Raw genomic sequence first — 12,010 nt, 5'->3', positions numbered from 1 at the left:
GCCACCAGCGCTGCCCAAGCCCTAGGGCAGGCCGTTGCTAGCACAGCAATGGCCTTCTTTGAATAGGTGAAATCGGCTAAATGTCAGCACAAGTAACAGCGCGGCTGATATGCTGGCCCATTGCCGCGCGCGCCAGACGGTCGTCTGCGCGTGCTGAACCCTGATCTGTGAAGGACCTGCCATGCTGTCGACCCCCGCTTCCGCCTCTCCCCGCCATGCCACGGGTGCCGCCGCCAACGCAGCGGAGTACCTCACCTTCCGTCTGGGGCAGGAGGAATACGGCATCGACATCCTGCGCGTGCAGGAAATCCGCTCGTACGAGCAACCCACCCGCATGGCCCACGCGCCGGACTTCATCAAGGGCGTGATCGATCTGCGCGGCGTGATCGTCCCCATCGTCGATCTGCGGCTGAAGCTGCGTTGCGCGCAGGCCGAGTACACCGATTTCACGGTCGTCATCATCCTCAACGTGGGCGGCACGGTGATGGGCGCCGTCGTGGATGCGGTGGCCGACGTGGTTCCCCTGCAGGCCGAGGCCATCCGGCCCGCGCCGCAGTTCCAAGGCGAGGTGGACTCGGCATTCGTCACCGGCATTGCCAGCGTCGGCGAGCGCATGCTCATCATGATGGACATCGAATCCCTGCTCAGCAGCGCCGAGATGGGGCTGGTGCGCTCGGCTGCCGTGGCGTAGCCCGCTGCCAAGGTCAGCAGCGTTTGCTATATTTTTTGTAGCGATATGCCCTAGTGGATATTGCGCTGAAGGGGCTTTTGGCTCCTGATCCCGGCGGGCTGTGCCGCCGCCACGGGCTCAGTTCTGGCCGGGTCGGGCGCCTGCGCTTTCACGCGCTTCGGGTCACCGGCCCGTCTTGAACGGGTTGCGCGACTGCAGCTCCTCCAGGTACTGCGCCACGCCTTCTCCCTCGCGTTCCAGGAACCGGTCCACGGCCTCGGCAAAAGCGGGATGGGCGAGCCAGTGGGCGCTCGTGGCCTGCACCGGCAGCAGGGCCCGCGCCATCTTGTGTTCGCCCTGAGCTCCGCCCTCGAAGCGCTGCACGCCGTGCGCGATGCACCACTGCAGCGGCTGGTAGTAGCAGGCCTCGAAATGCAGGCAGTCCACCCGCTCCAGCGCCCCCCAGTAGCGGCCGAACGCCACCAGTTCCGGGTCTTTTGTGCCTTGTGCCCTAGTATCGCTTGCCCCGACTGCTATCAAAATGCTAGCAATGGGGTGGCCGTCGCGTTCGGCGATGAACAGCACCCAGGCCTCGGGCATGTCGGCGGCCATGCGGGCGAAGAATTCGCGCGTGAGGTAGGGCGGGTTGCCGTGCTCCAGGTAGGTGCGCTCGTAGCAGCGGTAGAAGAAATCCCAGTCGGCTGTCGTGATGTCGGTGCCCCGCATCCAGCGAAACGCCACGCCCGCGTCGGCTACCCGGCGCCGCTCCTGCCGGATCTTCTTGCGCTTGTCCTGCGACAGACTCGCCAGGAAATGGTCGAAGGATTCGAACGGCCGTTCGCCGGCAGGCGAGGGCGCTTCGCCGCTCGCGTCGGCCATCGGCCCAGGCCCCTCGCTCCCGGACGGGTGCGCCGCGTTCGTCCAATGGAATTGCACCGTGTGCCGCAGCATCAGCCCCGCCGCCTGCGCGGCCTCGACGTCCTGCGGCGCGGTGAACAGCAGGTGCAGCGACGACAGGCCCGCCTCGTCGCACCACTGCACCAGCGCCCGCACCAGCGCATGCCGCGCCGCCGCGTCCACGGCCAGCAGCCGCGCGCCGGGCACGGGGGTGAAGGGCACGGCCACGACGGCCTTGGGGTAGTAGTCCATGCCGTGGCGCGCATAGGCGCCGGCCCAGCCCTGGTCGAACACGTATTCGCCGTAGGAGTGCGGCTTGGCATACACCGCGCACGCGCCCTGCAGCACCTCCTCCCGCCAGAGCGTGCAGAACACGGGCGTCCAGCCGGTCTCCGGCACCGCGCTGCCGCTGCTGTGCAGCGCCGCAAGGTAGGCGTGGCGCATGAAGGGGGTGGCGTGGGGCTGGGCGGCCAGGAGTGCGTCCCAGGCATCGGCGTTCACGTCGTCAGGAGACGGGTGCAGGCGCAGGACGTAGGCGGTATCGGCGGGTTGGGACAAGGCGGCGTGCGGGTCGTTGGAAGGTGGCCGCCATCATGGCCCAAACCGGGCTGCGCCGCCGCGGGGCGGGTATGGCATCCACACCGGCCCGGGTGCCTAAAAAGAGGGCACGGGGACATTCCTTCAGCCCTGATAAGGACTTAGGCTCGCCTTACAGGGCAAGCCACGACTTATCCACAGAGTTTTCCAGTGCCCGCGGGGATAACGCAGGGCCTTGTGGCACGAGGTGCTGCCGTGCGTGACACGGGTGACATAATCGTCCGAGTCCTTTTTCCATCCCCGTATGCCATTCGTCATCAGCGTCGCCCAGCTCAATTTCGTGGTGGGCGATCTGCCGGGCAATGCCCGCAAGATCATCGCCTGTGCCCAGCAAGCCCATGCTGCCGGCGCGCGCCTGCTGCTCACGCCCGAGCTGTCGCTGTGCGGCTATGCCGCCGAAGACCTCTACCTTCGGCCCGCTTTTCTGTCGGGTTGCGAGGATGCGCTGGCAACGGTGGCGCGCGAGACGGCGCGATTCGAGGGCTTGGCCATCGTGGTCGGCCATCCGCAGCGGGCCGAAGCGGATGGCGAAGGCCTTTGCTACAACGCGGCCAGCGTGCTGCGCAACGGGGTGGTCGAGCAGACCTACCTCAAGCAGGAACTGCCGAACTACGACGTGTTCGACGAGCGGCGCTACTTCTTGCCGGGCGACGGCACCTGCCTCTTTGACGTGGAGGGCGTGCGCGTCGGCCTGCTGATCTGCGAGGACGCCTGGTTCGAGGGCCCCGCCCGCCGGGCGGCGCAGGCGGGGGCGCAGTTGCTGGTCACCATCAACGCGTCGCCGTTCCACCTGGGCAAGAGCGCCGAGCGCGAGCAGATCATGCGCGAGCGGGTCACGGAGACCGGCCTGCCGCTGGTCTATGCCCACCTGGTCGGTGGCCAGGACGAGGTGCTCTTCGAAGGGCGCTCCTTCGCCCTGCAGTCCAACGGTTTCGTGGCCGCGCGTGCGCCGGGCTTCGAGGAAGCCTGCTTTCCGGTCCTCGTGGACGTCGCGCAGGGTGCGATCGAATTGAAGGCCGAGGTCGCGCCGCTGCCCGCGCTGGAGTCCGATCTGTGGAGCGCGCTGGTCATGGGCGTGCGCGACTATGTCGGCAAGAACGGCTTTCCCGGCGCGCTGCTGGGGCTGTCGGGTGGCATCGATTCCGCGCTGGTCCTGGCCATCGCCGTGGATGCGCTGGGCGCAGAAAAGGTGCGCGCCGTGATGATGCCCTCGCCCTACACCGCGGACATCAGCTGGATCGACGCGCGCGACATGGCCGAGCGCCTGGGCGTGCGCTACGACGAAATCTCGATCGCCCCGCAATTCGAGGCGTTCAAGGCCGCGCTGGCCCAGGAGTTCGCCGGCCTGCCCGAAGACACCACCGAGGAAAACCTGCAGGCGCGCATCCGCGGCACATTGCTCATGGCGCTGTCCAACAAATTCGGTGCGGTGGTGCTCACCACCGGCAACAAGAGCGAGATGGCGACCGGCTACTGCACGCTCTACGGCGACATGGCAGGAGGCTTTGCTGTCATCAAGGACGTGGCCAAGACGGCCGTGTTCTCGCTGGCGCGCTGGCGCAATGCCAACGACCCCTTCGGAACCGGCGCGCAGCCCATTCCCGAACGGATCATCACGCGCCCGCCGAGCGCCGAGCTGCGCCCCGACCAGAAGGACCAGGACAGCCTGCCGCCCTACGAGGTGCTCGACGCGATCGTCGCCCGGTACATGGAGAACGACGAGCCCATCGATGCCATCGTGCAGGCCGGCTACGACCGGGCCGACGTGGAGCGCGTGACGCGCCTCATCCAGCTCAATGAATACAAGCGCCGCCAGGCGCCGGTGGGCATCCGCATCAGCCGCCGCAGCTTCGGCAAGGATTGGCGCTATCCCATCACCAACCGTTTCCGGGCGTGAGCGATCGACGACGACGCGGCCTTGAGCATCCCTCGCATTTCACCTTTCCAGGAGTTTCCGCCATGAAAATGATCACCGCCGTCATCAAGCCCTTCAAACTCGAAGAAGTCCGCGAAGCCCTGGCCGAGTGCGGCGTGACGGGCCTGACCGTCACCGAAGTGAAGGGTTTCGGCCGCCAGAAGGGCCACACCGAGTTGTACCGTGGCGCCGAGTACGTGGTGGATTTTTTGCCCAAGGTGAAGGTGGAAGTGGTCGTGAAGACCGACGACGTGGACCGCTGTGTGGACGCCATCGTCAACGTGGCGCGCACGGGCAAGATCGGCGACGGCAAGATCTTCGTCACCGCCGTGGAGCGTGTGGTGCGCATCCGCACGGGCGACCTGGACGAAGCCGCCGTCTGATGGTCGATGCCGCGCTTGGGTGGCAGCACGGTCGTTGCCGGTAGGCCAGGCGAGATTCACCCTCGGCGCATCAGATCACCGTCCGCAGTGGAACCGGCTGCGCGGCCTGCGTGCCGGCGGCCTCGACCAAGGACTGCAGGAGGCTTTCGCGGTCGGAGGAGGCCGTCATCAACCCCATCTGCCAGTCGCTCATGAGCCCGCTGGCCACGCTGGTTTGCAGAAATGCCAGCAGCCCGTCGTAGTAGCCATCCACATTCAGCAGGCCGATGGGCTTGTCGTGGTAGCCGAGTTGGCGCCACGTCCACACCTCGAACAGCTCTTCGAACGTTCCGATGCCGCCTGGAAGGGCCAGGAACGCGTTGCAGCGCTCGGCCATCATGGCCTTGCGCTCGTGCATCGTCTCGACGATGTGCAGTTCATCGCAATCCCGGTTGGCCAGTTCCTTGTCCACGAGCGCCCGGGGAATCACGCCCAGCACGCGACCACCCGCCCGCCGTGTGGCCTCGGCCACCGTACCCATCAGGCCGCTGCGACCGCCGCCGTAGACCAGTTGGCCACCATGGCGGCCGATCCATTCGCCGACAGCGATGGCCGATTCGGTGAACAACGGGTTCTCGCCCGGACGCGAACCCAGATAGACGCACAGGGAAAAAGATGGCTCAGCCATGGAAAAACCTCTGAAACAGGGCTGCGGCCCAGACGCCTGAGCACAGCAACACACTCAACAAGACGGCAGCGCTGCCCATGTCCTTGGCGCGCTTGGACAAATCGTGCAGCTCGGGACCGATGCGATCGATGGCGGATTCGATGCCGGAGTTGAGCAGTTCGGTGATCAGCACCAGAACCACCGTGCCGGCGAGCGCTGCGACCTCCAACCAGCCACGGCCCAGCCAGAATGCTGCGGGCAGCAGCACGAAGGCCATGCATGCCTCCAGCCGAAAAGCCTTCTCGCCCCAGCCGGCCTGAAGGCCCTGCAACGAATACTGTCCGGCATGCCGCAGGCGGTGCAGGCCGGTGCGGGCTTTGTGGGGGTGGGGTGTGAAGGGGGCAGACATAGGCCAGGCATTTTCGCCGGCCTGTGTGGCAGTTATCGCATCCGGCAAAAGAAGTTGTCGGCTTACTTTTTGGCGTGTTCGAAATGCACGAGCCGCGTGCCGGCCCAGATGTCGTGCCAGAACTGCCGCTCCGGCTGAAAGCGGCTCAACAACGCCCAGACCGCCACCCATCCCAGCAGCATGACCGCCGACTCGCCACCAGACAGCTGTAACGGCGCCATGGCCGCCAGCGGCGGCAAAAACCACAGCCAGCTCAGCGCGTAACGCGCGAGGGCCCGGGTCTGCGTGATGGGCCGTCCCAGCCGGTCCACCACCCGGATGTGCCAGGTCTTCATGGCCAGCGTCTGTCCTCTGGCCCAGAACCAAACGAAATAGATGCCGAAGACAACGAAAAGAAATCCCTGGAGCGCATGGCGGTTGTCCAGCGCATTGCGTGTCTGGCTGAGCGTGCCGAAAAGATAGCCGGCAATGAACACCACTCCGAACATCAGCATGCCCTCGTAGAGCCAGCAAGCCATGCGACGGCGCAGCGAAGGGGTCGTGCCGTTCATCGCGGCGCCGGAAACGTCATGGCTGGCCATGGTGCTCTGAGACGGAGAAGCAGACATGGCGGTATCACTGAGGCGGGTGAAGCGGGGTGTTGTCCTGGGGCGGCGTGGCAGGGGGGGCTGCCTCGGCGGCCACCGGCTCTGCGCCGCTCAGTGGCGCCAGGGGCGACGGAACAGCGATCGGCACCGAAATTGGGGCTGTTTCCACTGGGGGCGCCACACTGGCCGCGGGGACCGATACCGGCAATGCCTGGGTCGGATGGAACTCGCTCACCGGTGGAATCTTGGGGGGATTGGGCCGGTTCGCATTCGCGACCGCGGCGGCGGGAACGCGGGCCAGCTTGCGAGGGGCCACGGGCCGGATCGCCGTGGCCGCGCCGGTGGGCCGAGGGGCCGCACGGGCCGCCAGCTGCTTCTTTTCCTCGGTAGGAAGGGCTTGGTACGCTTCCCACTGGGCCCACTTGTCATCCACGGCCAGTTTCTTGGTGGCGGCGTAGTTCAAGCGGGCCTGACTGCGCTGCTGAAGGCTGAGGTTGGCCCAGTCGGTCATGCGCCCCAGCATCTTTTCGCGCTCTTGCGGCGACAAGGTGGGAAAGCTCGCGGACAGCGTGATCCAGCGCCGTTTTTGCGCTTCGCTGAGCAGGTTCCAGCGGGAAGCGAGGGGGGCGAGCGCTTCCTTCTGCGCGGCCGTCAACGATTGCCATGCAGGCCCCGAGCCCGCGCTGTCAGGGTCCTGAACCCGAAGCTCCGGCCCGCGGGCTGTGTGTTTGCTGGCCAGCGCCTCGGCCGGCATGGGCGCCACCGGTGCCATCCCCACCTGTGTCCAGGCTTGCCAGCCGCCCGCGACGAGCGCGCCCAGCAAGACAAAAGCCAGCACGGCGGCTGGCATCAGGCGGGGGGCATCCAAAGGGCTGGTGGGCATGCAATCTGCAATAAGGTCAGTGGGTTGGGTTGGCGGACGTCTTGAGGAATTGAAGGAATCCCGGATCGGCATAAGCGGATGGCGGAAGATCGTCCGTGAGCAAGGCGGCGTCCACCTCTGCCACTTCGTTCACCCCTTTTTCGTCCTGCGAGACATTGATGACGACCAGCCCAACGAGCAAAGCGGTGATCGGAACGGCCGACACTAGTGCGCGCCACCAGCTGCCGCCCTCGCCACCCCAGCCCAGCACCGCGCTGTTGCCGGACGCCAACACGGCGGGAGCCGTCTGTCGCACTGGCGCCACCACCTTGCGTTTCGCAAGGGCCTGCACCCGTGCAGCACGGAGCCGTTCGGAAATATCGTAGGGAAGCTCGGCCGTGCCATCGGAGAGACGCGCCGTCACACGGCGTGCAAAACGCTCTGCGGCAATCTCCGCAGGATGGGGTGAGGACTGGTAATTCATAGTTCGATTCCTTTCGCCTTCAGTGCTTTGCTGAGGGTCTGGACGGCACGAAAACAGTGCGTTTTGACGCTGCCCTCCGAGCAGCCCATCGCAGCCGCCGTTTCTGCAACGTCCATCTCTTCCCAGTAACGCATCAAAAACGCCTCCCGTTGACGGGCCGGCAACTCTTGAATTTCCGCTTCGATGTCATGAAAAACCTGGGCACGCCTGACCAGATCTTCCGCGCTTTGGGCTGTCTCGCCTCCTTCGGGACCCGAATAGGCTTCCAGCAGATCGAAATCTGCGCCGTTTTCTCCCGGGCCTTCGAAGTCGCTCATGCTGGAAAACAACGCATTGCGTGTCTTCTGGCGCCGAAACCAGTCCAGCGTGCAGTTGGACAGAATGCGCTGAAAGAGCATGGGCAACTCGGCCACCGGCTTGTCGCCATAGTGCTCGGCCAGTTTGAGCATGCTGTCCTGAACGATGTCCAGTGCCGACTCCTCATTGCGTACGTGATAGAGCGAGCGCTTGTAGGCCCGCTTTTCTACGCTTTTGAGGAAGTTGGAGAGTTCTTGTTCGGTAGCCAAGACAAAGGTGCCCGCTGATCGGGGCTTGGGGTCCGTTGGCGACAAACGCCAGCGCGTGGATTGCCGAGTTTATCGCATCGACTTCAAGTCTTTTGGGCCTGCCGTGCCCAGAATCCATGTTGCAGTGCCATAATCCGACCTGCAATTCAAAAGGCAAACGGGTTTCGGTCCGGCGCAGCAATCATCTCGCCCATGTCCGAAGCCTCAAGTTCCAAGTCGGCTCCACAAGAGTCCGCACGAGGGGCACCCAAGGTTTTTCGTTAGAGAAATTCGCAAAGGTTGATCATGGAAATCTCCAAGGCCGAAATCACTTCGGCGGCCGCTGCCACGCAGGGCGCTTCGCATTCCCCGTCCCAGGACCTCATGGGGTCCGAAATCCTCATCAAGTCTTTGCAGGCCGAAGGCGTGCAATTCATCTGGGGCTATCCGGGCGGCGCGGTTCTCTACATCTACGACGCGCTTTACAAGCAAGAGACCATTCAGCACGTGCTCGTGCGCCACGAGCAGGCTGCAGTGCATGCTGCCGACGGCTACGCCCGTGCCACTGGTGAAGTGGGGGTTGCCCTCGTCACCTCCGGCCCCGGATTGACCAATGCAGTGACCGGAATCGCCACGGCCTACATGGATTCCATTCCCATGGTCATCATCTCCGGACAGGTGCCTACGGCCGCGATCGGGCTGGACGCCTTCCAGGAGTGCGATACCGTGGGCATCACGCGCCCCATCGTGAAGCACAATTTTCTCGTCAAGGATGCCCGCGATCTGGCCATGACGATGAAAAAGGCCTTCCACATCGCCCGCACCGGCCGGCCCGGACCGGTGGTGGTCGATATCCCGAAAGACGTCTCCTTCAAGAAGGTGGCCTACCACGGGTATCCGCAGAGCGTCGAAATGCGCTCCTACAACCCTGTTCGCAAAGGCCATGGCGGCCAGATCCGCAAGGCGCTGCAGTTGCTGCTGACCGCCAAGCGGCCATACATCTATACGGGTGGCGGCGTTTTGCTGGGCAATGCCACGCAAGAATTGCGCACGTTGGTGGACATGCTGGGTTATCCGGTGACCAATACCCTGATGGGATTGGGCGCCTACCCGGCGAGCGATCGCAAGTTCCTCGGCATGCTGGGCATGCATGGCACGATCGAAGCCAACAACGCCATGCAGAACTGTGACGTGCTCCTGGCGGTCGGCGCACGGTTCGATGACCGCGTCATCGGCAACGTGAAGCACTTTGCGCAGAACGATCGCAAGATCATCCATATCGACATCGATCCGTCGAGCATCTCCAAGCGCGTCAAGGTCGATATTCCCATCGTTGGCGACGTCAAGGATGTGCTGACGGAGCTGATCACCATGGTGAGCGAATCGAGCACGCGGGCCGATGCCGGTGCCCTGGCCGCCTGGTGGGACACGATCGAAGGCTGGCGCAAGCGCGAATGCCTCAAATACGATCGCAGCAACAACGAAGTCATCAAGCCGCAATACGTGGTCGAAACCCTTTGGAACATGACCAAGGATGCCGACACCTATGTGACCTCCGACGTGGGGCAGCATCAGATGTGGGCGGCTCAGTACTATCGATTTGATGAGCCGCGCCGCTGGATCAACTCCGGTGGACTTGGCACGATGGGTGTGGGTATTCCTTATGCCATGGGCATCAAGCTGGCGAAGCCGGACGCCGAAGTGTTCTGCATCACGGGCGAAGGCTCGGTGCAGATGAACATTCAGGAGTTGTCCACCTGCCTGCAATACAACACTCCCATCAAGATCTGTGCGTTGAACAACCGTTACCTTGGCATGGTGCGGCAGTGGCAGGAAATTGAATATTCTGGCCGCTATAGTCACAGCTACATGGACGCGTTACCCAACTTCGTGAAGCTGGCGGAAGCGTATGGCCACGTGGGTCTTTTGATAGAGCGGCCGCAAGACGTCGAGCCCGCGCTGCGCGAGGCGCGCAAGCTCAAGGACCGCACGGTTTTCATGGACTTCCGCACTGATCCCACGGAGAACGTGTTCCCGATGGTTCAGTCTGGCAAGGGCATTACCGAAATGCTTTTGGGATCGGAAGATCTTTAAGCCTAATCGCTCTTCGGCGCTTTGCCATAAAGCGTTTCCAGCTATTCTTTGAATAGCAATATCTCCAACGACGAATCTATTGCCTGCCGAGCTTGGCGCTTACCAGCGCCAGGGGAGGGCAGCGAAAAGAGGAATCTGCACCCATGAAGCACATCATTGCCGTCCTGCTGGAAAACGAACCCGGCGCGCTGTCCCGCGTCGTCGGCCTGTTTTCCGCACGGGGCTACAACATTGAATCGCTGACCGTGGCTCCCACGGAGGACGCGTCGCTTTCGCGCATGACGATCCAGACCACGGGGTCCGATGACGTGATCGAGCAAATCACCAAGCATCTGAACCGCCTCATCGAAGTCGTGAAGGTGGTCGACCTGACCGAGGGCGCCTACACCGAGCGAGAGCTCATGATGGTGAAGGTGCGTGCCGTCGGCAAGGAGCGCGAAGAGATGAAGCGCATGGCAGACATCTTCCGCGGCCGAATCATCGACGTCACCGAGAAGAGCTACACCGTCGAGCTGACGGGAGACCAGTCCAAGAACGATGCGTTTTTGCAAGCCATCGACCGCACCGCCATCCTGGAAACCGTGCGAACCGGCGCCAGCGGCATTGGCCGCGGTGAACGCATTCTGCGTGTCTGATCCATTCCGCTTATTTCCTCACCTTTTTTCAACACCCCCTCATCGATTCAACCTGGAGCCAACATGAAAGTTTTCTACGACAAAGACTGTGACCTGAGCCTGATCAAGGGCAAGACCGTGGCCATCATTGGCTATGGCTCGCAAGGGCATGCCCATGCGCAAAACCTGAACGACAGCGGTGTGAAGGTCGTGGTTGGCCTGCGCAAGGGCGGGGCCTCGTGGGACAAGGTCGGCAAGGCTGGCCTCAATGTGCTGGAAGTGAACGAAGCGGTGAAGGCTGCCGACGTCGTCATGATTCTGCTGCCCGACGAGCAGATCGCCGAGGTCTACACGAACAATGTGGCCCCCAACATCAAGCAGGGCGCATCGCTGGCCTTCGCACACGGTTTCAACGTGCATTACAACCAGGTCGTGCCCCGCGCTGACCTGGACGTCTGGATGGTGGCTCCCAAGGCTCCCGGCCATACCGTGCGCAACACCTACACCCAAGGCGGCGGCGTGCCCCATCTGGTGGCGGTGCACCAGGACAAGTCCGGCAAGGCCCGTGACCTGGCCTTGTCGTACGCCATGGCCAATGGTGGCGGCAAGGCCGGCATCATCGAGACCAACTTCAAGGAAGAGACCGAGACCGACCTGTTCGGTGAACAGGCCGTGCTGTGCGGTGGCGCGGTCGAGCTGATCAAGATGGGTTATGAAACCCTGGTCGAAGCCGGCTACGCTCCTGAGATGGCTTACTTCGAGTGCCTGCACGAGCTCAAGCTCATCGTGGACCTGATCTACGAAGGCGGCATTGCCAACATGAACTACTCGATCTCGAACAACGCCGAGTTCGGCGAGTACGTGACTGGCCCAGAAGTGATCAATGCCCAGTCGCGCGAAGCCATGCGCAACGCCCTGAAGCGCATCCAGAACGGCGATTACGCCAAGATGTTCATTCAGGAAGGCCGCCTGAACTATCCATCGATGACGGCTCGCCGCCGCAACACGGCCGACCACAGCATCGAAGTGGTGGGCAACAAGCTGCGCGCGATGATGCCCTGGATCGCCAAGAACAAGCTGGTGGACCAGACCCGCAACTGATTGCCGCCGCGTGCCTGCGGTTTTGGCCGTGGGCACCAAGATTGCAGAGAGGCCACTTCGGTGGCCTTTTTTTTTGGCTTCTGACCCGTCCTGAATGAGGTTGACACCTTTCTGTTCATCAGAAAGGAAAGTCAAGTGGATCAATGGGTTAAGAGAACGCAGAAGGACTACACACTGGCCTTTAAGCTGGCGGTGGTGGATCAGGT

At 63.3% G+C, this 12,010-nt stretch carries 13 protein-coding genes; 6 read left to right on the top strand and 7 right to left on the bottom strand.

The window, feature by feature from the left end; all coding sequences use genetic code 11:
- The first annotated feature begins 181 nt into the window (after positions 1 to 181).
- Positions 182 to 691, top strand: coding sequence for a chemotaxis protein CheW (locus AVMA1855_RS18795; protein WP_272569450.1), 510 nt, complete (start codon positions 182 to 184; stop codon positions 689 to 691).
- Positions 692 to 853: 162 nt separating this feature from the next.
- On the opposite strand, the gene AVMA1855_RS18790 is transcribed toward AVMA1855_RS18795, so the two are convergent.
- On the bottom strand, positions 854 to 2,125 hold the full coding sequence (locus AVMA1855_RS18790) for a GNAT family N-acetyltransferase (RefSeq protein WP_284426849.1): 1,272 nt from the start codon (positions 2,123 to 2,125) through the stop codon (positions 854 to 856).
- A gap of 283 nt (positions 2,126 to 2,408) precedes the next feature.
- On the opposite strand from AVMA1855_RS18790, the gene AVMA1855_RS18785 reads away from it, so the two are divergent.
- Together AVMA1855_RS18785 and AVMA1855_RS18780 are read left to right on the top strand one after the other, a co-directional pair.
- Positions 2,409 to 4,061: an NAD+ synthase gene (locus AVMA1855_RS18785; RefSeq protein ID WP_284426848.1), complete on the top strand. Its 1,653-nt coding sequence runs from the start codon at positions 2,409 to 2,411 to the stop codon at positions 4,059 to 4,061.
- Between the two features lie 62 nt (positions 4,062 to 4,123).
- Positions 4,124 to 4,462 (top strand): P-II family nitrogen regulator, encoded by a 339-nt coding sequence (locus AVMA1855_RS18780; protein WP_092743842.1) that lies wholly within the window; start codon positions 4,124 to 4,126, stop codon positions 4,460 to 4,462.
- Between the two features lie 70 nt (positions 4,463 to 4,532).
- On the opposite strand, the gene AVMA1855_RS18775 is transcribed toward AVMA1855_RS18780, so the two are convergent.
- From AVMA1855_RS18775 to AVMA1855_RS18750, 6 genes are all read right to left on the bottom strand, one after another.
- Complete coding sequence (locus AVMA1855_RS18775) at positions 4,533 to 5,129, bottom strand: LOG family protein (protein WP_284426847.1); 597 nt, start codon at positions 5,127 to 5,129, stop codon at positions 4,533 to 4,535.
- Positions 5,122 to 5,517: a diacylglycerol kinase gene (locus AVMA1855_RS18770; RefSeq protein WP_284426846.1), complete on the bottom strand. Its 396-nt coding sequence runs from the start codon at positions 5,515 to 5,517 to the stop codon at positions 5,122 to 5,124. The genes AVMA1855_RS18775 and AVMA1855_RS18770 overlap by 8 nt, the downstream gene beginning before the upstream one ends.
- Before the next feature lie 62 nt (positions 5,518 to 5,579).
- Positions 5,580 to 6,098, bottom strand: a complete 519-nt coding sequence (locus AVMA1855_RS18765) for an RDD family protein (protein ID WP_284426901.1) — start codon at positions 6,096 to 6,098, stop codon at positions 5,580 to 5,582.
- 34 nt (positions 6,099 to 6,132) lie between these two features.
- Positions 6,133 to 6,987 (bottom strand): DUF3106 domain-containing protein, encoded by an 855-nt coding sequence (locus AVMA1855_RS18760; RefSeq protein WP_284426845.1) that lies wholly within the window; start codon positions 6,985 to 6,987, stop codon positions 6,133 to 6,135.
- A 16-nt stretch (positions 6,988 to 7,003) separates the two neighbouring features.
- Positions 7,004 to 7,450, bottom strand: coding sequence for a DUF3619 family protein (locus AVMA1855_RS18755; protein ID WP_272569458.1), 447 nt, complete (start codon positions 7,448 to 7,450; stop codon positions 7,004 to 7,006).
- Complete coding sequence (locus tag AVMA1855_RS18750) at positions 7,447 to 8,016, bottom strand: RNA polymerase sigma factor (RefSeq protein WP_284426844.1); 570 nt, start codon at positions 8,014 to 8,016, stop codon at positions 7,447 to 7,449. The genes AVMA1855_RS18755 and AVMA1855_RS18750 overlap by 4 nt, the downstream gene beginning before the upstream one ends.
- Before the next feature lie 285 nt (positions 8,017 to 8,301).
- Here AVMA1855_RS18750 and AVMA1855_RS18745 point away from each other — a divergent pair, with 285 nt between their 5' ends.
- The 3 genes from AVMA1855_RS18745 to ilvC all read left to right on the top strand — a co-directional run bounded on the left by AVMA1855_RS18745 (position 8,302) and on the right by ilvC (position 11,804).
- Complete coding sequence (locus AVMA1855_RS18745; RefSeq protein ID WP_284426843.1) at positions 8,302 to 10,089, top strand: acetolactate synthase 3 catalytic subunit; 1,788 nt, start codon at positions 8,302 to 8,304, stop codon at positions 10,087 to 10,089.
- 143 nt (positions 10,090 to 10,232) lie between these two features.
- Positions 10,233 to 10,724 (top strand): acetolactate synthase small subunit, encoded by a 492-nt coding sequence (gene ilvN, locus AVMA1855_RS18740; RefSeq protein ID WP_092743827.1) that lies wholly within the window; start codon positions 10,233 to 10,235, stop codon positions 10,722 to 10,724.
- 63 nt (positions 10,725 to 10,787) lie between these two features.
- Positions 10,788 to 11,804 (top strand): ketol-acid reductoisomerase, encoded by a 1,017-nt coding sequence (gene ilvC / locus AVMA1855_RS18735; RefSeq protein WP_272569461.1) that lies wholly within the window; start codon positions 10,788 to 10,790, stop codon positions 11,802 to 11,804.
- The last annotated feature ends 206 nt before the right edge of the window (positions 11,805 to 12,010 follow it).

Origin of the sequence: Acidovorax sp. SUPP1855, from assembly GCF_030158955.1 — a bacterium.
GTDB lineage: Bacteria > Pseudomonadota > Gammaproteobacteria > Burkholderiales > Burkholderiaceae_C > Paracidovorax.
This window is presented reverse-complemented; position numbering and strand designations above follow the sequence as displayed.